The sequence below is a fragment of the Prosthecobacter sp. genome, assembly GCF_044373815.1.
Lineage (GTDB): Bacteria > Verrucomicrobiota > Verrucomicrobiia > Verrucomicrobiales > Verrucomicrobiaceae > Prosthecobacter.
The window spans coordinates 1-22,892 of sequence record NZ_JBIPNG010000049.1; the positions used below are offsets into that span (position 1 = coordinate 1).

General features: G+C 59.5%; 18 protein-coding genes. 11 read left to right on the forward strand and 7 right to left on the reverse strand.

The window, feature by feature from the left end:
* The coding region (locus ACIREA_RS06510) for a SulP family inorganic anion transporter (protein ID WP_397381451.1) at positions 1 to 775 on the reverse strand (775 nt) is incomplete at its 3' end.
* 162 nt (positions 776 to 937) lie between these two features.
* Between ACIREA_RS06510 and ACIREA_RS06515 the strand changes: the two genes are divergently transcribed.
* From ACIREA_RS06515 to ACIREA_RS06530, 4 genes are all read left to right on the forward strand, one after another.
* A complete protein-coding gene (locus ACIREA_RS06515; protein ID WP_397381452.1) occupies positions 938 to 1,321 on the forward strand; it encodes an ATP-binding protein in 384 nt (127 codons plus the stop codon).
* A gap of 171 nt (positions 1,322 to 1,492) precedes the next feature.
* On the forward strand, positions 1,493 to 4,420 hold the full coding sequence (locus tag ACIREA_RS06520; protein WP_397381453.1) for a DUF2309 domain-containing protein: 2,928 nt from the start codon (positions 1,493 to 1,495) through the stop codon (positions 4,418 to 4,420).
* A 27-nt stretch (positions 4,421 to 4,447) separates the two neighbouring features.
* On the forward strand, positions 4,448 to 5,797 hold the full coding sequence (locus ACIREA_RS06525) for a proton-conducting transporter membrane subunit (protein WP_397381455.1): 1,350 nt from the start codon (positions 4,448 to 4,450) through the stop codon (positions 5,795 to 5,797).
* A 14-nt stretch (positions 5,798 to 5,811) separates the two neighbouring features.
* Complete coding sequence (locus ACIREA_RS06530; protein WP_397381456.1) at positions 5,812 to 7,200, forward strand: proton-conducting transporter membrane subunit; 1,389 nt, start codon at positions 5,812 to 5,814, stop codon at positions 7,198 to 7,200.
* On the opposite strand, the gene ACIREA_RS06535 is transcribed toward ACIREA_RS06530, so the two are convergent.
* From ACIREA_RS06535 to ACIREA_RS06545, 3 genes are read right to left on the reverse strand one after another with little or no spacing between them, the layout of a single operon-like run.
* Positions 7,194 to 7,808, reverse strand: a complete 615-nt coding sequence (locus ACIREA_RS06535; protein WP_397381457.1) for an RNA polymerase sigma factor — start codon at positions 7,806 to 7,808, stop codon at positions 7,194 to 7,196. The genes ACIREA_RS06530 and ACIREA_RS06535 overlap by 7 nt on opposite strands.
* Positions 7,786 to 8,244 carry a Spy/CpxP family protein refolding chaperone gene (locus ACIREA_RS06540; protein ID WP_397381458.1) on the reverse strand — a complete coding sequence of 153 codons (459 nt, stop codon included), beginning with the start codon at positions 8,242 to 8,244 and terminating at the stop codon, positions 7,786 to 7,788. Before ACIREA_RS06540 ends, ACIREA_RS06535 begins: the two co-directional genes overlap by 23 nt.
* Complete coding sequence (locus ACIREA_RS06545; RefSeq protein WP_397381459.1) at positions 8,241 to 8,492, reverse strand: hypothetical protein; 252 nt, start codon at positions 8,490 to 8,492, stop codon at positions 8,241 to 8,243. The genes ACIREA_RS06540 and ACIREA_RS06545 overlap by 4 nt, the downstream gene beginning before the upstream one ends.
* A gap of 110 nt (positions 8,493 to 8,602) precedes the next feature.
* On the opposite strand from ACIREA_RS06545, the gene ACIREA_RS06550 reads away from it, so the two are divergent.
* The 6 genes from ACIREA_RS06550 (at position 8,603) to mscL (ending at position 16,806) form a co-directional block, all read left to right on the forward strand.
* A complete protein-coding gene (locus ACIREA_RS06550) occupies positions 8,603 to 9,640 on the forward strand; it encodes a patatin-like phospholipase family protein (RefSeq protein ID WP_397381460.1) in 1,038 nt (345 codons plus the stop codon).
* A complete protein-coding gene (locus tag ACIREA_RS06555; protein ID WP_397381461.1) occupies positions 9,594 to 11,081 on the forward strand; it encodes a phenylacetate--CoA ligase family protein in 1,488 nt (495 codons plus the stop codon). The genes ACIREA_RS06550 and ACIREA_RS06555 overlap by 47 nt, the downstream gene beginning before the upstream one ends.
* A 4-nt stretch (positions 11,082 to 11,085) precedes the next feature.
* Entirely contained in the window at positions 11,086 to 12,357 is a 1,272-nt protein-coding gene (locus ACIREA_RS06560) for a thiolase family protein (RefSeq protein WP_397381462.1), read from the forward strand.
* 35 nt (positions 12,358 to 12,392) lie between these two features.
* Positions 12,393 to 14,426, forward strand: coding sequence for a 3-hydroxyacyl-CoA dehydrogenase NAD-binding domain-containing protein (locus ACIREA_RS06565; RefSeq protein WP_397381463.1), 2,034 nt, complete (start codon positions 12,393 to 12,395; stop codon positions 14,424 to 14,426).
* Between the two features lie 24 nt (positions 14,427 to 14,450).
* Complete coding sequence (locus ACIREA_RS06570) at positions 14,451 to 16,307, forward strand: acyl-CoA dehydrogenase family protein (RefSeq protein ID WP_397381464.1); 1,857 nt, start codon at positions 14,451 to 14,453, stop codon at positions 16,305 to 16,307.
* Positions 16,308 to 16,398: 91 nt separating this feature from the next.
* Positions 16,399 to 16,806, forward strand: a complete 408-nt coding sequence (mscL, locus tag ACIREA_RS06575) for a large conductance mechanosensitive channel protein MscL (RefSeq protein WP_397381465.1) — start codon at positions 16,399 to 16,401, stop codon at positions 16,804 to 16,806.
* Between the two features lie 3 nt (positions 16,807 to 16,809).
* Here the strand turns inward: mscL and ACIREA_RS06580 are convergent, their stop codons facing one another.
* The 3 genes from ACIREA_RS06580 to ACIREA_RS06590 form a co-directional block, all read right to left on the reverse strand.
* Complete coding sequence (locus tag ACIREA_RS06580) at positions 16,810 to 17,067, reverse strand: hypothetical protein (RefSeq protein WP_397381466.1); 258 nt, start codon at positions 17,065 to 17,067, stop codon at positions 16,810 to 16,812.
* Between the two features lie 89 nt (positions 17,068 to 17,156).
* Complete coding sequence (locus ACIREA_RS06585; protein WP_397381467.1) at positions 17,157 to 17,387, reverse strand: hypothetical protein; 231 nt, start codon at positions 17,385 to 17,387, stop codon at positions 17,157 to 17,159.
* 320 nt (positions 17,388 to 17,707) lie between these two features.
* A complete protein-coding gene (locus tag ACIREA_RS06590) occupies positions 17,708 to 21,529 on the reverse strand; it encodes a protein kinase (protein WP_397381468.1) in 3,822 nt (1,273 codons plus the stop codon).
* Positions 21,530 to 21,624: 95 nt separating this feature from the next.
* Here ACIREA_RS06590 and ACIREA_RS06595 point away from each other — a divergent pair.
* Positions 21,625 to 22,892, forward strand: a 1,268-nt coding sequence (locus ACIREA_RS06595; RefSeq protein ID WP_397381469.1) for a hypothetical protein, incomplete at its 3' end; no start/stop codon positions are given.

Sequence of the window (22,892 nt, forward strand, 5' to 3'; positions counted from 1 at the left end):
CCGGGAATTTGATGCCATCAAGAATGTTGAGCGGCAGGTTGACCAGCTTGTCCGGACCCACTTCAAAGGAGTGGCTTTGGAACTGGTAGATGTGTTTGTGGCCAATGTCGAAATAGAACGAAAGCGGCACGGCGACCAGGAGGACAATCAGTGGTCCAGGGACGGCCTGAACAAATTTGTTTTTGATCAACCTTCGCCCGAACAAAATCACCAGGGCGATGCCACCGATCAGGGCAATCACAGGGTTCATGTGAATGAGGCTGTCTGGGATTTCTGCGAGCAATTCCAGCGGCTCTTTCGCATGGACGGCAACTCCCAGTGCAATGTGAATCTGCTTCGAAATGATGATGATTCCGATGGCCGCGAGCATGCCATGCACCGTCGCCACAGGGAAAAATTCACCCAGAGTTCCGAGCTTGAAAGAGCCAAAGATGATTTGAAGGCACCCCGAAACCACGCCGACCGCTAGCGTCTTTTCATAGCCAAGCTCGTTGACCGTGCCCAGCACAATGGCGATCATGCCAGCCGCTGGCCCTTTGATGGTCAGCTCAGAGTTGCTCAGGAAGGGGGTGAGCATGCCGCCGATCACTGCTGTAAAAATTCCCGCGATGGCCGGGCAGCCGCTGGCTTTGGCAATTCCAAGGCACAGTGGAAGAGCAATTAAGAAGACCAGAAAGCCTGAGAGGATGTCTTTGCCGAAATAAGCTTTGAAGCCGGCGAAGTTGCCTACCGGCACGGGGCCTTCGGGTTTTGAAGCGGTAGTGGGTGGGGACATGTAGTCGTTTGAATTACTGAAGGAAATGGATGCACTGCGTCATGGGGTGTAAAGTCTGTTCTGTAAAAGGCTTTAGCCTTGAAAAGCACGCGCTGTGGCGAGAGATAGGCCAGTGTGGTCTGTGTCGGGGTGTAGCCAAACACATCCAACTCAAACTCACACATGACCCACCACAACGAGCCTGACCTTCTCAACACCGTTTTGCAACTTCTCACCACTCAAGGCTCCTCCAACCTCGCCGAATGTTTCCGCCTGCTGTTCCACGAGGCCTTGGAGAATCATCCCTGGGTCGGTCTTTGCCTCCCGGAGGCCACTAAAGTGAAGATCAGCCTCGAACACCGTGATCAAAGCATCCGGCTCACCATTGAGGATAATGGCAAAGGTCTGCCCAACCACGCCGGAGACATCATCCACAGTCCCATCCTCGGCATGGTGGGCATGCGTGCACGCGCAAGGCAGTCCGGCGGCGAACTGACGGCCATCAGCATCATGCCTCAAGGGCTGCGAATTGAGGTCGTAATTCCGCTTCAGTCGCAACCCGCTTGATCTGGGCCCTGAACACTTGACCTCTGCTGGTAAGATGAGTGTGACGCATGATGCATGCACGAGTGTGAAAATGACGGGTGAAAATGTCCCGGTCTCCCGTAGTGGAATACCCCTTGATGAAGGGATGGCACAGTTGCGCTGCATGCCCTTTAGTAAGTGTCTAAATCTTTGATGAATACGTCCACCCATGTCGGCACCTGTGGCTGCCACGATGCCAGGCAGGACATCCGGCTGGCAGGCGGGTGTCTTGAGCACCTGCGCCGGGTGGTGGAACATGCGGCTCAGTGCCTGCCGGTTCAGGGCCCTCTGGGTGTTTTCGTGCATTACAACACGCTCCGTTCGTTGCAGCACCGGAGGTTTGAAGATGCCGTCATTGAGGGCGGGCGTTTATTTGGTGCGGAGCCATTTCTCTCTGAAGAGGCCTATCATACGGAGCGCGGGCGCCAGCGCATTCTTGATGAAGACATCGACGCCATTCTCAATCGTGAGCCCGATGCGGACATTCTGCCGGGCAGGCTCACACGCCGCCAGCTCCGGCGTGTGATGCTCACCCCAGGAGTGCGCCGCGTGAATGGCATCAACATCTCCTGGCAGTTGGAAGAGGGTGGCTGGCTGGATTCGTTCCGCAACGATCTGCCGGAGCCCTCGGCGAAGGCGCTGCGCAGGGATTCTCCGCAGGCGCTCTGGGACACATGCCTGGCCCGGGTGAAACCACCGCCCACACCTGCTCCCGTGATGCCGAAACGTCCGCGAGAAGTCGTCCTGGCGCAGCATGGCATCGACATGGATGCGCTCATTCATCCTCCTCTCATCCGGCTCACGGGGGCCTATCTGGACCAGGGCATCGCCTACTGGCCCATGCCGCACCGTGACAAGGGGCTGCTCCAGGCTGCACGCAAGATCATGCCGCAGGCGTTTGCCATGTTTCCGGCGCATCTCAGCGGTGTGCGCGCTGATTTTTTGCGGCAGGAGGCCGCCAATATGGACGCGGACACCGTCGTGCTGGATTCGCTCGCACAGCTTGATGTGCCCTTGGGGCAGTGGGAGGAGTTTGTCACGGAAGAGCTGCTAGCTCTGCGCGGCTGGGCGGGCATGATCCGCATGCTGGAGGTGGATGTCACGCTGGCCCCGCATGATCGTGTGCGCTGCTCCCTCATGGAATTTCTCGCGCTGCGCCTCACCTACACCGTGGCAGCGCTCAGGGACATCTCCGGCGACACGGCCGCGTGGCGCACCACCCTGCTGCCTGTGCCGCGCTTTGACCCGCAGACTCATGTGGCGCGTGTGTTTGATGTGGTCCAGTTGCTGGGCATCAGCAGCTGTGAGCTTGCTGCTTTCACGGATGAGGAGCTGGCGCGGCTGGATCAGGAGATCCTCGCCTGCCATGAGACCGAACGCCGACGGCTGCTGCATCTGGCCTATGAGCGCAGACATGAGCGGCGTGTGTTGATTCCGCTGGCCATGCATCGCAAGATGCCGTGCGTTGTTCCAACCAGTAATCGACTGGTCGCTCAGGTGGTTTTCTGCATTGATGAGCGTGAAGAGTCGATACGGCGTGCGCTGGAAGAGGTTGATCCCGGCATCGAAACAGCGGGAGTCGCGGGCTTTTTTGGAGTGGCCATCAATTATGCCGGCATTGATGACTCGGGCGGCGTCTCGTCATGCCCCGTGGTCGTCGATCCGCAGCACGCCGTGCGTGAGGTGCCGGTGGAGGATGATGCTCACCGGCAAAAGCAGCGTCAGGGATTGAGGCGTGTGTGGGCTGGCGTGATGCGCAATGGATTCATTTCCTCGCGTACTTTGGTGCGTGGCTGGATCAGCACGGCCTGCCTCGGTTTCCTGAGCCTTTTCCCGCTGGCGCTGCGTGTGCTTACCCCCCTGGCCTTCGGGCGTTTCATCAAGTGGCTGAACCGTGCCTTCCTGCCGGAGCCGAAGACGGAGTTTGCCTTCATGCAGGACGATGCAGCCTCGAGGGATGCCACCTCCGGTCTCATGAGCGGGTTCACCACCCAGGAGCAGGCGGAGCGTGTGTATTCCGTGCTGGGGCCTGCCGGTTTGCACAAAGGTCATGCGCGGCTCGTGGTCATTCTCGGTCATGGTTCCACCAGCCTGAACAACCCTTACGAGTCCGCCTATTGCTGTCAGGCCTGTGGTGGGCGCACCGGTGCGCCCAACGCACGCCTGTTTGCCCTCATCGCCAATCGTCCGGCCGTGAGGGAAGCCTTGCGGGCCAAAGGGGTGGTCATTTCTGAGGACACCTGGTTTCTTGGCGGTTACCACGACACCTGCAATGAGGATATTCACTTCTTTGACATGGACCTTCTGCCTGAGACCCACCATGGGGATCTGGCGCGCGTTCATCAGTCGCTCGACAAAGCTCGCACGCTCAACGCCCATGAGCGTTCACGTCGATTTGCGGCGGCAGGCCATGACATCACTCCGGAATCCAGCCTGAGGCATGTGCAGGAGCGTGCGGAACACATCGGTGAGCCGCGTCCAGAGTACGGCCACTGCACCAATGCCGTGACCTTCGTCGGACGGCGTGAGATCACCAAAGGTCTGTTCATGGACCGCCGTGCCTTTCTCGCTTCCTACGATGCCACCAAAGATCCCACCGATGAAGCGCTGGCGCAGGTTCTCGGCGCGGCGATTCCAGTGTGCAGCAGCATCAACCTCGACTATTACTTCTCCGCCGTCGATAATGATGTTTACGGCAGCGGCACCAAGCTGCCGCACAACATCAACGGGCTCGTCGGCGTGATGAACGGTTATCAAAGTGATTTGCGCACAGGACTGCCGGCGCAGGCGGTCGAGATCCATGAGCCAGTGCGCATGCTGTTCGTTGTCGAAACCACGCCTGAACGTCTGATGAGCGTCATCAAGGCAGACAGTGAACTCAATGAAATCGTCTGCAATCAGTGGATTCGCATTGCCACCATGGACCCTGATGACGGGCATGTGGAGGTGTACCGGGACGGTGTCTTTGAGAAGCTTGAAGGCAGTGAAGAGCCGCTTCCTGTGGCTTCCAGTTCACTGGCCTGGTATCGCGGCAAAATGGAACACCTGGCTCTGGCCCGCATCGATCCCCGGGCTGCGTAAAAAGCCTGCTAAATTCTTTATGTTTTTATGCCTCTAAAAATCCTGATCCCACTGCTCATCGCCACGCCGGGCGTGCTCTTCCTCGCGCTGAGCGTCGTCTGGCTGCTGGGTGGCTGTGTGACGGAGCGCGCCATGGCGCGGATCACCAAGTCGGCTTATGCGGTTCTCGTGCTGCTCGTGATCCTGACCGGCTGGCGCATGAGGGTGGAGGGGCTGCATTCGGTGCAAGTGATGCTGGGGGACTGGTTCACCGTGGGGCATTATGGCTATCCGCTGTCCCTGCTGATTGACAGGCTCTCCCTGCCGATGGTGGGCTTGACCGTGGTGCTGGCCGGCATCGTGGGCTTCTTTTCCGTGCGCTACCTGCATCGTGATCCAGGTTTTCACCGCTTCTTCCTGCTGCTGCACCTCTTCACCTTTGGCGCACTGCTTGTTTTCACGGCGGACTCGCTGGATCTGCTCATCGTCGGCTGGGAAACGGTGGCCATCACCTCGGTGTTGCTCGTCGGGTTCTTCCAGTACCGGCCTGAGCCTGTGCGCAATGCCCTCTGGGTCTTTGCCTCCTACCGTGTGGCAGATTTGTTCATGCTGCTGGCCATTTTCCTGGCGCACCACTGGTTCGGCACCACCTCGTGGGAGGGCATGTTCAGCGGTGAATGGCCCGGTTGTCAGAGCATGATGCTGGGCACCAAGGGCACTGTCATTGCCGTGCTCCTCGTGATCGCAGCTGGTGGGAAATCTTCGCAGGGGCCGTTCTGGGGCTGGCTGCCACGGGCCATGGAGGGGCCCACGCCTTCCAGCGCCGTTTTTTATGGAGCCATCTCCATCCACACCGGGGCCTACCTGCTGCTGCGGGTTGCGCCGCTCATTCACCAGTCATGGATTGCCACCGGACTCATCATCATCACCGGTCTGGCCACGGCTTTTCTAGGCACGCTCGTCCACCGCACCTGCGCCGACGCCAAGACCTCGCTGGCCTATGCGGCTCAGACGCAAATCGGCCTGATATTTGTCGAGATCGGCTTTGGCTGGACCACCTTTGCCGTCATCCATCTGGTCAGTCATGCCATGCTGCGCACGCTGCAGTTTCTGCGCACGCCGTCCATGCTTCGGGACTACCACCGGGTGCATGCCGCCGCTGGTGGCAAGGTCAGCCCCACTGGCAGCCATTACGAATCTCTGCTGCCACCCGCAGTGCAGCTCTGGCTCTACCGCCTGGCGCTCGGCCGTGGATTTTATGACGCAATCGTGGAGCGCTGGATCGTTGCTCCCGTCCTGGCAGTGGCACGCTGGCTCGCCGTTTTTGAGCCGCAGTCACCCAAAAAACAGCCGACGGCAAACACAACCGCTCATGCGGCTGAAAGCACGGTTTCCTGATTCAAGACAAACTCATGGAGCACCTTTCACTGCCATACATCACCGCCGCTCTGACATTCCTTCTGGGTGGCGTGCTGGTATCCTGGAGGGCTGCGCGTCCGCGAAGGGTGGCGGTTGTGGCCGCTGTGCTCGCTTTTATCTGTTTCCTGGCTGCCGCGTATGAGTCAGGCGCCGTGGGGCAGGGGGGGCTGCATGATCCACTGCTGCACTGCTTCATGGCGGATGGTCTGAACGCCGTGCCCATGGCTTTCTATGCTGCGCTGACTCTCTGCGTCGTGGTACTGGCGCCCAGGCTCGACGTGACAGAAAGAGCTCCAGGAGGAATGCTGCTGATCTCCCTCGCCATGCAGACGGCTTACGCCGCCGCCGACTGGATTCCCATGGTGGCGGGCTGGTGGCTTTCCTGTGTGCCGTTTGCCCTGGGCATGTTTGGTGCACAGCGTGAGAGCCGTCTCACCAGCGGCATCCGCCTCGCCAGCTGTGTGGCCTTGACTGTAGCTGTGCTGCTGCTGGGCAGCGCGTCGGTCAGTGATCTCGCGCATGGCGGGAAACTGGTCTTCGGCCTGCTCATTCTGGCGGTCGTGTTCCGCAAAGGATTGTTTCCCCTGCATGCCGGAGTGGTGCAGGCCTTTGAGCATGGGCCGTTGCTGCCCAAGGCGCTGCTCTTCAACGGCCACCTCGGCGTGGTGTTGGTGGCGCGAACTGAGGCTGCCGCGTTGCCGGAGGCTGTCAGGCATGCCTTTGACGTGCTCAGCATTGCAGCCGTGGCTACAGTGGGCATTGCCAGCCTGCGGGCTTTTGCGGAAAAGAAACCGCGGCGGCTGCTGGCGTACCTGTGCATCAGTCAGGCAAGTTTCATGCTCGCGGGTATCACCACTGCAAATGCCGAAGGCATCACCGGGGCGCTGACGCACTGGCTGGTGGTCGCGGCTGCCTCTACGGGCCTTATCTGCATTGTGCGTGCGCTGGAGGTACGGGTCAGTAGCAGCGAGGATCCGCTGATGCATCTGGGACTGGCGGCCAAGGCCCCCCGGCTGGCCACATTCTTTCTGATCTGCGGGCTGGCACTCGTCGGCCTGCCCGGGACGCTGGGCTACTGCGCTGAGGAGCTCATATTTCACGGCATGTTGCAAAATCATCTGGTGGCCGGCATCGTGCTGCTCGTCGCCACAGTCTTCAATGCGATCAACCTGCTGCGATTGTACAACACCCTGTTCCTGGGTGTGCTTCCAAAGCACGTGATTAACATCCCTGACGCCCTGCCGCGCGAGCGCTGGCCACTGACCGTCTGCATTGTCTTTTTGATATTTGGCGGTCTGCTTCCCAGCACGATCATCGGCTGGCGCGCCGGTGCCGCGCAGGTCCTTGAAAAAGCTCTGGGTGTGGCGGGGAAAGATCACTGACCCTCTTCATCCCACCACTTTAACAGCATTTGCCGGGCCCGGTAAATGCGGCCCTCGGTGCCTCGCACTGAACAATTCAGTACTTTGGCGCATTCCTCATGGCTCAGGCCTTCCATGGCGCTGAGCATCAGCGCCGTGCGCAGCTTTTCCGGCAGCTGGGCCAGCCCGCGCTCGAGTTTTTGCATCTCGCTCTGCCATTCCGCGCTCGCATCTGGGGCATTCTGCGGACACGGCAGCGGCTGGTCGATGTCGTTGATCGTTGTCGTATTTTCACGCTGCCGTGAGGCGCGCGATTTGGCGCGGTCACGGCAGAGGTTCAGTGCGATTTGATACAGCCAGGTCGAAAGCTTGGCTCGCCCCTCAAACTCAGGCAGCGCCTGCCAGGCGCGCACAAAGGCATCCTGGCAGACTTCACGTGCATCTTCCACACAGCGCAGCCAGCGGCAGCAGAAGGTGAAGAGCCGCGCTTCATGCTTCCGGACGATCCATTCAAACGCGGCCATGTCGCCCGCTTGCGCGGCACGCAGGTGCAGAGCCTCCGCTGAATCGTCAGCGGAGGCTTCGGCTTGCGGCACTAACAGTGCATCAATCGCGGGTGAGGCTGTCATGGGTCCACTCCAGAAGTTTGGCGGCCTGCGCGGGACGCAGATAGCGCTTCATCACAAAAAAATGATCCAGCGTGGCTTTCTGCAGCGAGCCTTGAGCTTTGTTCAACTGTTCCAAGGCCGCATTCATCGCGGCTTCGTCCACTTTGGGCTCACGGATGGTCTGGGCCAGCGCCACATCAGCCAGACGAACCTCATCCTTCAATTTCAGGCGGAGCTTTTCAAACTCCGCTTCAAGTGGCTCCAGTTTCTCATGCTGTTCGGGCGTGATGTCGAGGTGCTCATGCATCCACGCATGCAGATCTGTGGGTGCATGATCGTGGGCGTGGCTCTCACCATGGCGGTGCAGCGTCCAGTCCGTGACCAGCCATGCGGTTCCACCAGCCAGGGTCGCGGAGAGGAAAACCGAGATTAGCAGCCATTTTAATCGTGAGTTCATTGCGGCTTTCCTGTGCGAAACAGTTCCATGGTGGGTGGTGTGGTATGGGTGGTGTCACGTGAAGCCAGAGCCCACCCGATCATGCTCGCAGTCACAATGCCCGTGAGGGCGGCCAGAATCAGCAGCCACTGCACAAACGACCGCCAGCGTCTGGCCCGGCCATCATCAACCCGCACGCGTGCCATGATCGCTTCCTCCAGTGCGCTCGGCACTGCCACCGGGGGGGCGGTTGCGGCATGTTTGAGCATGCGACTTAGATCCGAATTGTTCATGACATGCGATCTATGCACAAAGATTCGCTATTTTTGAATCAATTTCTCACATCAGGGGTCCAAAAGGATAACAACAACCGCAGGTCATGAACACCCAGCTCCAACTTCCCTTCCGGGGATGGAGTCGTGCCGAAGAAAGCTCCAAGCACGGCTCAGGGGGAGGAAAAACGCCCCGAATCGGTTTGGTTCTATCCAGTGGCGGCGCGCGCGGATTGGCGCACGTCGGCGTCATTCAAGTGCTCGAAAAGGAAGGCACTTCCATCGCTGCGCTGGCAGGCTGCAGCATGGGGGCCTACGTGGGCTCCTTGTGGGCCGCCGGCCTCAGTGGTGTCCAGTTGGAAGAGCGCGCACGCGAGATCAAAGACCGGCCCACGCTGAAAGCTCTCATGGATTTCATCATCCCGCCCTCAGAAGGGCTGATCCGGGGGGAGAAGCTGCGCAAGCATCTCGAACGCGATCTCGGCGAAAAGACCTTTGCTGATCTCGAAAAACCTCTGCTGGTCATTGCCACCGATCTTGACCGCCTCACTCCCTACGTCTTCGATTCTGGCATCGTTTCGCATGCGGTGCATGCCAGTTCGGCCATTCCGGCTGTGTGTGCTCCGGTCAGACTGAATGGCCGACGCTACACCGATGGTGGTGTTTCCGAGCCCCTGCCGGTGAAGCTGCTCAAAAAACGCTTCAATCTCGACGGCATCATCGCGGTGAACGTCATGCCTGGACCAGAAGAATTCGAATCCAACAGTGATCATACTTTCATGCAGGCCGATAAACCTGCTGATCGCGCCTTTTCGCGCATCTTCCGCACGTTCTGGCAGAAGGTAAACCTCCTCGCCAACGGCAATGTGCTGGACACTTTCCGCCGCGCTTTGATGGCCGCGCAGCTCCACCTCATCAAGAAGGAGGAAGCCGCCGCCGACGTGGTCATCCATCCGCATTTTGCCACCTCGACGTGGCATGATTACGAAAATTTTGAGCAGTACCTGCAGGCAGGCCGCGACGCCGCAACCGCCGCGCTGCCTGCCATTCGTGCTCTGTTTCAGACCGAAACCAACCTCAACCAGGAGACAATCAGCCATGAAATTGCTCCATCACACACCCGAATGGAACTCCACGCCGCCTGAGGCATGGCGCGACTGGCAGCTCAAGCAGCTGCGTGATTATCTGCACCGCCGCGTGATTACCTTCAGCGCGCATTACCACCGCGTTTTTGAAGAGCACGACATCCAACCGCCCGACATCAAATCGTTCGAGGACTGGAGCCACGTGCCATTCACTTCAAAGAAGGATCTCGCCAACCCCCGTGATTTTGTGCTGGTTCCGGATGAAGCGGTGCTCCGCCGCGAACCCGGCATGATTTGCACCGCTCTGCTGCATGGTCGTGCTGCTGCGAAGGATCAGGCGGAGGCTGAGTTTCGCCCCATTCTGCTCACCAGCACCACCGGCCGTTCGTCGGATCCCGTGCCGTTTCTCTACACCAAGCATGACCTGCACAATCTCGACATCAGCGGCAGCCGCTTGATGCTGGCAGGTCGTTCGCAGCGGGATTTCAAGCACATCAATCTCTTCCCTTATGCGCCACATCTGGCCTTCTGGCTGGCGCATCATGCGGGGCTTGGTTTTGGCACTTTCATGCTGAGCACTGGAGGAGGCAAGACCTTGGGCACCGATGGCAACATCAGGCTCATCGACAAGATCCAGCCCGATATCCTCATCGGCATGCCCACCTTCATTTATCATGTGCTGCGTGAGGCCTATGAAACCGGCAAGCAGTGGCCCCATTTGAAACGTCTCGTCCTTGGCGGCGAAAAGGTTGCCGATGGCCTGCGTGCCCGCCTGCGCGATCTCGCCACCCAGCTTGGCAGCCCCGATGCACACGTCATGGCCACCTATGGTTTCACCGAAGCGAAAATGGCCTTCCCTGAATGCGTCGGCCAATCCCACGAAGCCAGCGGCTATCACCTCAGCCCCGATCTTGGAATCGTGGAGCTGATCAATCCTGAAACGGGAGAGGTCGTCCCCGACGGCCAGCCCGGTGAGATCGTCTTCACGCCGCTCAATGCGCGTGGCACCGTCGTGCTGCGCTATCGTACAGGCGACATCGCCGAAGGCGGCATGACCTGGGAAAAGTGCCCCAACTGCGGCCGCACTTGTCCGCGCCTGCTGGGCCCCATTTCGCGAGTCAGTGAAGTGCGTGAGCTGCATGTGGACAAGCTGAAGGGCACGCTGGTGAACTTTAATCTGCTCGAACATCTGCTGGATGATCAAAAAGGCATCGCCGCCTGGCAGATCGAACTGCGCAAGCGCCATGACGACCCGCTCGAAATGGATGAAGTGCATCTGCATCTCACGGCTGAACCCGGAGTGCGCGAGTCCGAACTCGAACTCGCCGTGTCCCGCCGCTTTCACGAAGCCACGGAGATCACACCGAATGGGCTTCATTTCCATTCAATGTCCGAACTTCGCGATCAGCTCGGCATCGGACGTCTCCTGAAGGAGGAGAAAATTGTCGATCATCGCCCCAAAGCCCAACCCGCCGCAACCCATGTGGCACTCGGCTCCTAACGCCATGAAAACTCCCTCACTTGTCATAGTTGCCGCTGCACGCACGCCATTCTCTCGCGCCGGCACCGATCTCGCGCATCTCGATGCGGTCGAACTCGGTCGTTACGCCGTCGCAGCACTGCTCACCCGCACTGGCATTGATCCGATGCTGGTGGATGAAACCATCCTCGGTTGCGTCGGCCAGCCCCCGGAGGCGATGAATATTGCCCGAGTCATCGCGCTGCGCGCAGGTTTGCCGGAATCGAAGCCTGCCATGACCGTGCATCGCAACTGCGCCTCCGGCCTGGAGGCGCTCACCCTCGCGCATGCAAAGATGTGCGCAGGGCAGGGCGAGGTCTTCGTAGTCGGAGGCACGGAAAGCATGAGCAACATGCCGTTCTATTTCTCACGGCCTGCCGTTGAAAAATTCACCGCCATGAGCCGTGCCCGGGACTTCACCGGTCGTGCGAAAGCCGCGTTGCATTTCCGCCCGTCTGACTTTGCCCCCGTCATCGGTCTTAAGCTCGGCCTCACGGACCCCGTTTCGAGCTTGAACATGGGACAGACGGCTGAGGTGCTATCGCGTGAGTTTGCCATCAATCGTGACATGCAGGATGCCTTTGCCATGCGCAGTCACCTGTGCGCCACGCGGGCGAATCACCTGCTCAATCAGGAAATCGCGCCCGTGTTCGGTCACAACCTTGTCGCGACGGACAACGGCATCCGTGCCGACTCCAGCCTCGAAAAGCTTGGCAAACTCAAACCTCTCTTCGACACGGTCACCGGCACGGTGACTGCGGGCAACTCCAGCCAGATCACCGATGGTGCTGTGGCCTTGCTCGTCGCCACTGAGGAAGCCGCTGCAGCCCACAAGTGGAAGCCACTGGGCCGCCTCGTCAGCTATGCAGCCACGGGCTGTGATCCTGCACGCATGGGGCTTGGCCCAGTCCGCGCGCTGGATGCCGCACTTCATCGCAGCGGCTGGAAACTGGAGGATGCCGACGTCTTTGAAATCAACGAAGCCTTCGCCGCCCAGGTGCTCGCGGTCATGAAATGCCTTGCCGATCCCGCCAGCGCACGCTGCGCCGGATTGGAATCACCATTGGGTGAAATCGATCCCGCGAAGATCAATGCCTGCGGCGGAGCCATCGCGCTGGGCCACCCCGTCGGAGCCACGGGTGCGCGTCTCGTTCAGACGGCGCTCAATCAACTGCATGCCAACGATGGCAAACGCGCCGTGATCAGCCTTTGCGTGGGAGGGGGGCAGGGGATGGCGGCCTGCCTCGAAGCATTATGAATTTAAAGCAGAATATTCTCATCCAACTCAAAGCCATGAAAACTTTCCTCAACTGCCCCTCAATCATCCACGATCCGCCACACGTGCTGGAGGACATCATTCACGGTCATCCGATGCCGCCGAAGCATTTCCGGCTCGACGTCGATTTTGACGGCATCGCCTGGATCACATTCGACTCTCCCAAATCCTCCGTCAATGTCTGGAATGAAGAGACCCTGCGTGAGTTCAATCATCTGCTTGAAACCATCGAGCACGACACCCGTGTCAAAACCTTGGTTTTGCGCAGCGCCAAAGAGCGCATCTTCATCGCCGGTGCTGACATCAAGGCCATTCGCAACATGCAGCATGTTCGGGTGAATGATCTCATCTGGCTCGGACAGGCAGTGTTTGACCGTCTGGCGCGATTAAAGGTGCCGAAGATCGCCGCAATTCACGGTGCCTGCATGGGCGGCGGATTTGAAGTGACCCTCGCCTGCGACTGGCGCATCGCCAGCGATCACGACAGTACCAAGATCGGTCTGCCGGAGACACAGCTCGGCATTCTGCCTGCCTGGGGCGGTTCCACGCGGCTGTCACGTATAGTCGGTGTGCGCAAAGCGCTCGATCTCATCACCACCGGCAAGCTGCTAAATTCCACTGCCGCCAAGCGTGCAGGACTCGTCAGCCACGTGGTGCCAGCTGAGCGTCTTGAGACAATGGCCCGCCGTCTGGCGCGTGAAAAACGCCCGGGTATGAAGTTCCGTTTTGAAAATGTGTTCTCTCAGGTCATCGGCTACCTGGCGAAACGCAAGGTGCTCGAAAAGACTCGTGGGCTGTATCCTTCAGTCACCAAGGCCGTTGAAGTAGTCACGCATGCAGTTCATGGCGAGATTGAGAAAGGTTTGCTACTTGAGCGCAACGCCGTGGCTGAACTGATCAAAAGCCGCGATTCGGCGCGGTTGATCGACCTATTTTTTAAGCGCGAAGAAGCCAACAAGCGTCCTGCCACAGGCGGTACGGCGCTGCCCATCCACGACGCCACCGTCATCGGTGCGGGCGTGATGGGGGCCGGAATTGCGCATATCTTAGCTTCGCGTGGCATCCGTGTGCTAATGACGGACGTCACCAACGACAGCCTCGCGCGTGGACTGGAACGGATTCATGGCCTCGTTTCAGATGCCACGCGCCGAAGGCTGGTGACTAAGGTTCAGGCGCGGGACACGCTGGACCGAATCAGCACGACGCATGTGCCGGTGCCGCTTAACAGGCACCATCTTGTGATCGAGGCTGCAACGGAGAGCATGGAATTGAAAAAGAAGATCTTCGCGGACTTGGCTTCGCGTGTCTCGGCGGACACCATTCTTGCCACGAACACCAGCGCGTTGTCTGTGTCGGATTTGGCAAAAACGGTGCCCAATCCGGAGCGCGTCGTTGGTCTGCATTTCTTCAATCCGGTGCACCGGATGCCGCTGGTGGAGATCATCACGCTGCCGGAAACTTCGCCGGACGTGCTGGCCACGGTGGTCAGTTTTGTGCAAAAACTCGGCAAGACGCCGGTGGTCGTCAAAGACAGCCCGGGATTCCTGGTGAACCGCATCTTGGTGCCTTACCTGATGGAGGCGGTGAGATTGCATGAGAGCGGTATTCCCGTGAAGGACATTGACGAGGCGATGCTGGAGTTTGGCATGCCGATGGGGCCAATGCGCCTGTTGGATGAAATTGGTCTCGATGTGGCTGCGCATGTGGCCAAGACGCTTGCCAGTGCTTTCCCGGATCGGTTTCCGCATACCGATGCTCTCGACAAGATGGTGAACGAAGGTCACCTCGGAAAGAAAACGGGGCAGGGCTTCTACCGTTATGAGAACGGCAAGGAGATTTTGCCCACGACTCATTCCGATCTGCCGAGACACGAAAGCATCCAGACCAATCTTGCGCTGCTGATCAGCCAGGAGGCGATGCGTTGTCTCAAGGAGGGCATCGCACGCAACGCGGACGACATCGATCTGGCCATGGTGCTTGGCACCGGCTACCCGCCGTTCCGTGGCGGCCCCATCACTTTCGCTCGGGATGCGGGCATCATTGATTATTGAAACCCTCAACTGGAGAACCAAGCCATGAAAACTACTCTGGAAGAATCAAAGCCTGAAGCCAGGACGCAGATCGACACCTCCCGCATGAATGCAGGGCAGCGTGCCGCGCTCGAAATGGCGGAAGCCGCGCGTGATGAACGACGCAACACCGGAATCGCCGCCGGCCTCTTTTTTGGCGAGCCGGATTTTGGCAAACTGCTGCCATTTCCAAAACAAAGCGGGGAAGACCACGATCAGGGTGATGCGTTCCTGCACCGGCTTGAGCGGGTGCTTGATCTCTATGCTGACCCTGATGAGATCGACGCGAAGGGTGAAATACCTGACATGCTGCTGAGCGAACTGGCGCGGATTGGTGCCTTTGGCATCAAGATCCCCGTGAGATATGGCGGGCTGGGGCTTTCGCAGACGAATTATTCGCGGGCGGCCATGCTGCTGGGGAGCCGTTGTGGCAACCTCGCGGCGCTGCTGTCTGCGCATCAGTCCATTGGCGCCCCGCAGCCGCTCATCTTGTTTGGCACCGAGGAGCAGAAGGCCAAATACCTGCCGCGCTGCGCCCAAGGCGAGATCAGCGCCTTTGCATTGACGGAAAATGAAGTGGGATCAGACCCGGCGCGGATGAAAACGACGGCCAAACTCGATGAGGATGGCGAGAGCTACATCCTCAATGGGGAGAAGCTGTGGTGCACCAATGGCACAAAGGCCGGCTTGATTGTGGTGATGGCCAAAACACCCACGGCAGAGAAGCCGAATGCCACCACGGCATTTATCGTCGAAACAAGCTGGCCAGGTGTGGAGATCCTGCACCGCTGCCGTTTCATGGGGCTCAAGGCGCTCTACAATGGCGTTATTCACTTCGACAACGTGAGAGTGCCGGTGGCGAATGTGCTGGGCGGCGTTGGTCGCGGTCTCAAGGTGGCGCTGACGACGTTGAACACGGGGCGCATCACTCTGCCCGCCGCATGCACCGGCTTGTCGCAGCGCTGCCTCGACATCAGCAAACGGTGGGCGCGCTCGCGTGAGCAGTGGGGGCAGCCGATCGGCCGCCACGCCGCCATCGCGGACAAACTCAGCCGCATGGCCGCGGACACTTTTGCGATGGAAAGCATTGTGCGTTATGTCTCGGCGATGGTGGATCGTGACAAGCACGCCGATGTCCGTCTCGAAGCCGCCATCGGCAAGCTTTGGGGCAGCGAAAAGTCCTGGCGCATCATGGACGACACGATGCAGATGCGCGGTGGTCGTGGATTTGAAACCGCCGCTTCGCTGAAAGCGCGCGGGGACGTGCCTGAACCCGTGGAACGTCTGTTCCGCGATTCACGCATCAACACGATCTTTGAGGGCAGCAGCGAGATCATGCGCCTGTTCATCGCGCGTGAGGCGCTGGAGCCGCATCTCAATCTCGGGGCAGATGCGGTGAATCCGACGCTGCCTTGGAAGGTGCGTGCCAAAGCCGCCGTGCGTGCGGCAGGGTTCTATGCCACGTGGTATCCGCTGAAGTGGCTGCCTCTGGGTGCCGGAGACGCGAAGGATTTGCTGCATCCATCTCTGCCGTTTGAGCTTGATGCCATCGCCCGGCAGAGCCGGGTGCTGGCGCGGCGGCTGTTTCTTGCGATGGCGCTGAACGGTCCCAAGCTGGAAAAGCGGCAGGTGCTGCTGGGTCATTTTGTCGATGTGGGTGCCGAATTGTTTGTCTGGGGCTGCACGCTGGCCCACGCCCAAAGCAAAGTGAACGACTCATCCATGCCCGAGGTGGAAATCGACAAACTGGTGAGGCTGGTGCGCTTTTTCGGCAATATGACGCGTGAGCGCATCGCCAGCAGTTACCGGCATCTCAAGGAGAACCTTGATGGCGAGAGCTGGCGGATCGCGCAGGAAGTGTGAACGCATTTTGTGCTGGCCTAGCACCTGCTGATGGGTTTAGAACGTGACCGGTTCCCAGAACCGGTCACATTCACCTCATTATTCCTAAGTCATGCTCAAAGAATTCAAAGCGTTTATCCTCAAAGGCAATGTCGTCGATCTTTCCACCGGTGTTATCATTGGCGCTGCTTTTGGCACCATTGTCACCGCTTTTACCAAGGGCATCATCGAGCCTGTTCTCAAAGCCATCGGTGGCAATCCGAATGTCTCGCTGGGAATCAAGATCGGTCAGTTTACCAATGAAAAAGGAGAGGTAATCCCGAACATGCTCGACATCGGCATGATCATCAATGCGGTCATTGGCTTCCTGATCACCGCAGCGGTCATCTTCTTTGTCATCGTCAAGCCTGTGAACACCCTTTTGGCCAGGATGAAAAAGGCGGAGGATGCGGCACCTCCGGCTCCTCCAGCAGCTGATATTGTGCTGCTAACAGAAATCCGCGATCTGCTGAAGAAGTAAATTTTACGATGACTCGGCTTCTTCCCTTCGCTCGACGAAACGCATGGCGTGGTTGATGAAGCGGAGGAGGACGTCGTCGGGGGCGTTGCGATTTGGCGAGGATGAGCATGGCTCGGCCTTCTTCTTTTCTTCGGCCTCCGCAGCTTCGACTTCCAAAATGAACGCATGAGCCAACCAATGGCATTGAGTCCCTGCAGCCAGCGCTTGCACCCATGCGGGCACGGCTTTGAACGGGGCTGCATTGCGCACGAGGATAATCATGGACCCGATTGCTGTCACGAGATATGGATCAGGAGGGGGGCGTTGAACACGGAACAATAGCTGTGCAATCCAGAGCGACATCGGGATGATCAGTCAGAAGCTGTTTCACCCGCAGGGCCTTTAGGCCTCGCCGCCTCCAAAAATTTGGTCCACCCAAGCTTGTCGAGCTTATTGGCCGCACGTTTGCCACCGAGCAAGGCGTCAGCAATGAGGGCCTTTTTGCGCTTGGCGTCATGTCCAGGCAGGTAGCGCCCGCCCTTGGTTGAGCCCCCGCAGCCGCAATGGCAGAGAAGTTTCGTGGCGTGTTTCTTGGTGGCCATAAAACAACAAAGCACGGGTGAAAAGTTCGCACAATTCCCAGAGCTTGCACTGACGACAGACAATCGCCACTGTGGCTTTTTGCCCGTATTTAATTCTCTCAAATCTTGCCTTTCGACGGAGCCACACGATTTTCGGACTTCCTTAACTCATGCCCCACCAGCAAATATTCAGGCCTCCAGACCTTATTGAGGCCGCAAAATCTACTACACTGGTGCACCCCGAGCCTGCAAAGACCGCCAAAACAAATACACCTTCCTCACCAAGCCACGCCTTCTTTACACCTCCGATGACGATGTCGCCCACGCCGCCTGATGCCTTTTCAGTGCCATTCACTGCGGCCCCCTTTCACTATACCCCTTTCCAAGTCGAGGAGGTGAGCTTGGCCATAGCTGGTGGCGATCTGCCGGGCTTCAACGAGGGCGGCGCGGGCATCGTCTGGGCGATTCAAAAGCTGAGCTATGGCTGAGGATAGCAGGTGGGAACGAGCGCTGAAATTCTCTGGCGAATTGCGGGCCCAAGTTTTGAATCGCTTGGCAGTTCTTGCCACGGCGCGCTGCAATCGCCAGCGCGCGAAGCCCTTGCGGCGTGCGGCGAGGGCGGCGTTGTTGAGCGCGGTGTAGAAGTGATGTTCGGTGGCGTGCAACATGCCGGGCGAGTCCTTCAAATACTTTGCGGAGATGGCTGAGACTGCCTGCGCCTCCTGGTGCAACCCATGGTGGTAAAGCGTCTGCAAACGGAGCACGTAGTAGATGTGCGCGAGGTGTCGGGAGCCATAGCTGGCGAGTGCTCGATCGTTGGCTTCGGAGTCGAACTCGGCGCTGGTGAAGGTGGCCGGGCTGTGGGTCTGGCCACGGAGATTGCGGATGGCGGCGCAGACTGCGCTGATGACGCCGAGCGGCTCGGCGAGTCGGGCGCGTTCCAGGGTGGGCGTTACCCGGTCTGCCTCGGCCAGGACTTCATCATGCGGCACGCCGCGCATGAATTGGCTGAGCACCAGGCAGGCTCCCGCGCAGCCGGTGTGGAATAGGTCGCCCGAGGCCAGCCCTGCCTCCCAGGCCTTGCGCCAGAGTTCCTCTGCCTCACACGCGGGGGCCATCCAGGAGGTGCCAAAGTAACCCACTACGAAATTCACTTCGGCACGCTGCCTTTCATTGCTGAATCGCTCCACCAAGCCCAAGGCGAGCCGACCAAACTCATGCCCGAGCTGATGCTGACCGATGATGCCGCCTTGAAATATGGTGCCATAGACCATCCAGCCGATGGCGCAGTCGGCTGTGAGGCCGTGTTTGAGGCACAGATTAACGGCTCGGGTGGAGATCGCCACACAGAGTTCGGGCCGGACTTGATACGCGGCCTTGGCTCCGGCGTTGATGAGGTTCACGGCGGCGGCCAACCGTGGATCGGTCATGAGCGGACGCTGGAGGATGTCCGCAGGCTTGAGCCCCCTCATGCGGAATTTGCTGAGCAAGAAGTCTGCGATCAATAGAGGTGGGATGAACTTGGCTGGCAGCTTCACACCATGCGCCTGGGTCGCCTCGCGTGTGAGGTCATAGGCTTCCTTGAAGCGTGCGGTGTTGGTGAAGAAGTGGATGAGGCGCTCCTGCACGGCTGTCCGTCTGAGCGGGTCCGCACTGTAGGCGATGGCCTTTTGGTAATGGGCTTCGGCGCGGTTGAAGGCAAGCGCGGCCAGGGCTTCATCGGCCGCCTGGGCATAGGCAGCGGCGGCTTCGTCGTGGCGTTGTGCGGCTAAGTAATGCGGGGCCAAGCGCTCGGCCTTTGCACCTGCGATATGGAGGGCATCGGCCAGGCAACAACTGCGGCTGCGCAGGGCGAGGGCGTCAAGATTGGCGGTGACCGTCTCGCGCACTCGATCATGGTAGCACTCCACATCGTCATCCAGTCCAGGGCCGCTGGTGCGCAGCAATTGAGCGGCGCGCAGGTGGGTGATAATCTGCGGCGGCAATGCTTTCAAGCCCGCCGCGCGTTGGGCGATGCCCAGCGCCACGGGTTCACCTGCCAGCGCCACCATTTGCAGCAGGCCAAGCGCATCGTCCGAGAGTGTGCCGGAGATGCGCTGCCAGAGCACGGCGTCGAGGTTTAACTCGGAGGAGAGGGTAAGGTCTGGCCCGGCGCTGGTTACATGTCGCGCCAGTTCATAGACGAAGAAAGGGATGCCGCGTGACTCGCGCACGACCCACGTCGTGGTCTCTGCGTTGGGATGGGTCAGCAATGCATGAACCAGGGCTGTGGTCTGAGCTTCGGCCAAAGGTTTGAGGGCGATCGACTCAGGGCTCTCCTCGTCTGTGTCGATGCGGCGGATGCTGCCGGTCGTGGTGGGAGTCACCTCATCCAGCGCACGCAGGCAGGCGCTCTGGCCGATGTATTCGCTGCGATAGGTGAGTAGGAGCAGCATGGAGGACGCCACCTGCGCGTGTGCCAACTCGCTGAGCAAGTGCGCGCTATCGACATCTCCCCACTGGAGGTCATCCACCCAAATAACCAGTCCGGTGGTCCGGCCAATGCGGCGCAGGATCTCGCCGAGTGCGGTGAAGGCTTGGCGCTGGAGGTCGCGCAGGTCTTGGCCGGGGAGATCGGCCTGAGCCTGGCCGAGCGACTCCAACGCGGGCACGCGCTTGAGCACAGGGAACAGCCGGGTGAGTGAGCCAGCGTGGGCGGGGAGCAGCGGGAGAATTTCAGTTTCGGGCAGGCTGAGCAGGTGGAGGCTGAGTGCATCCACCACGGTATCCAGCGCTTTGAACGGCACGGACTCTTGCTCGTAGCAGCGGCCACTGAGGATCACTGGGGCTGGATTGTTGCTGCGCAATGCGCCAAGGAATTGGCGGATCAGGGTGCTCTTACCAGTGCCAGAGGGGCCATGCAGGTGCTGGGTGATGGCTTGGCCGAGTCGGGTTTGCTGCCAAGCCTCCTCCAATCGCTTGAACTCAAGCTCCCGCCCAATGAACGGCGGAGCGCCCAGCCACGCTGCGCTGGCAGCAGCGGCGGCAGTTGCCGCACAGGGCAGGGCGGCGAGGATTTGCTCCGTGCTCGGGCGATCAGCAGGCAAGGTTTGCAGCAGGGCCGTGCAGAGTTCGCAGAGATCCTGCGGCACGCCGGGTCTGACGATACTTGCTCTGGGCGGAGATAGGCCTCGCTTGTATAGCAGGAAGTGCTCCCCGGTGTCGTGAAACGGCACATGGCCAGTGAGGACCTCGTAAAGCATCACACCCACGGAATACCAGTCGCTGGCCATGGTGAGGGGGGCCGCCTCTGACTGCTCCGGTGACATGTAAGCCAAAGTGCCCGTGATCATGCCTTGGCTGGTGACCGAACTCTGGGTGCTGCTCAGCCCGCCACCGCCCTGCGCGAAAGGAGCGTGAGGCACTCCGATCACGGCCACCAACCCAAAGTCCAGAAGCTTTACCCGATCATCCGCCCCGACCACCACGTTCGCGGGTTTCAGGTCCCGATGCAGCTTTCCGTGACGGTGCAACGCAGCGACGCCTGCCGCGATACCGCTAAAAACTCGGCGCACTCGCTCGATGTCGGGCAATCGTTGCGCCTGTGGCACCGCTGGAACCTTTGACTCAGTCCGTCCCTGCGACCCGAATCCGCTTGATGCTGCGCTGATCGATACGGCCGCCGCCAACAGTGTTGGTGCTTCCTTGTCATCGTCCGCTGGGCTGGGGCGCTGGCTCCGGGGCAAAGCCACAGTGGGCGCATCGGCCGAGCCATCAAGGGTGTGGGGGGGAACTGGAAGTGCAATCGCGCGGGGCACTGCCACAGTGGGCGTATCGGCGGAGGCATCAGGCTCCTGCGGTGGCAGACAAATGCGGCTCCGGTGCTTGGCAAAGAAGTCACGCGGATCGTCCAGCAATTCCATCGTAAAGAACCAGCGCTCGTCAGTAGCGATCAACTCATAGAGCGGCACGAGGTTCGGGTGACTGATCTCCGCGAGAGCGCGGAACTCTTGTTTGAAATGATATAGCGCCGCCGGATCGGCTGCGGGCAGCAGTTTTAAGGCAACGCGGAGGTCCCGCTCCCGATCATGCGCTTCGAATACGACGCCCATGCCACCTTTCCCAAGGAGACGAATGATCTGAAAGCGATCAGTGCCCTGAAAAGCATGGATGTCAGAGGTCATGAGGAGAGCACAAGTTTTGTTTACGTCGCCGAGGGTTGAGCCTTTGTCTAGACGCCGATGCCTGCCATCAGACAAATATTCATGGAATCCCTTAGATGTTGTTCTCCTCACTCTGGGCGAAATTGTCTTGCAATGCCGAGTCCCGCCCCCAATCTTCGTCGGCGTTCATCCTCACTCAAAGAAATATTCTACAAACAACCATGAAGACAAACTCTCCCGTCATACTTCTCGCCTTGTTGATGGGCACTATTCTTGTTTTCGATCATAGCCTAGCGGGCCAGCCTGACCCGTTTGCGGGCAATAACACGCTCTATCCAGCCAACTGGAACAAGCCGCTGCGAACCAGCAACTATGAATACCCGTCGAGTCCGATCAAATCAGAGTGGACTCCTGGTGGTCCAGGAGGGCTCGCCTCTGGCGGGCTGACTCCGCAGACCGCTCCGGCCTATGTTGCGGCAGTGAAGGAGTTCATCCGAAAGGATATTGAAGGCGCTGTCGTTGACCCCTTGAACTGGACGCCTCAGAAAGCGGGTTGGTTTGACATGCCCTGGGGCGGGCAAGGTTCGCCTCTTGCAAACGGCCAAATTGACCCCGAATCCGGCCGCGAAGCGCTGCTGGGATCCTATACCGGTCAGATTCTCCAGCCCTACTCTTACCCAGTCGGCCAACAGCCCTCGAAGCCGTTTCAGAATCACGCCGTGATTTATTATAACGGCGTCGCGGCGGCCACGCTTGGCAAGGTCTGGAAGAATCCATTCAAGCCTGATGTGTATGCCGCCCAGTTCCCCGCAGGGTCCATCGTCGTCAAAGTAGAGGGCGTCACGCTCAAGGAGACGGATTGGAGTGTTATCAAAGGATCTCCGGTCTCCTACATCTATCGGCCCTCCACGGCTTCGTTGCTAAATCCGCAGCCACCCGTCAACCCTGCCAATCAAACCCCCGAGATTACCGAAATGCACTTTCTCCAAATGGCGGTTCGGATCAAAGACAGCGTAGCCTCGCCAGAAACCGGCTGGGTGTTCATCGCCTTTTACTACGACAGCACGGACCCCAGCACCAATGCCTGGGAGCGGACGAAACCCGTGGGAGCCATGTGGGGCAATGATCCGAAGCTCACTAAGTATCCGAACGGTCTGGGACCGAAGGGTGTCCTCGCTGAGACGTGGGTCAATACGAGCGCGCCGGAATTCATCAAAGATGGCTTGGGATGGGGTGGGCGTCTTGCGGGACCGTTGGATGTGGGTATTCGCCACAATGTCCTGACCGTGAGCGGGCAACGATTTGGCGATCAGCCGCCACCGAATCGCGAAACGTTCCGGGCGAGTTCCTGCGTCAGTTGCCACAGCGCCGCCCAGTATCCATT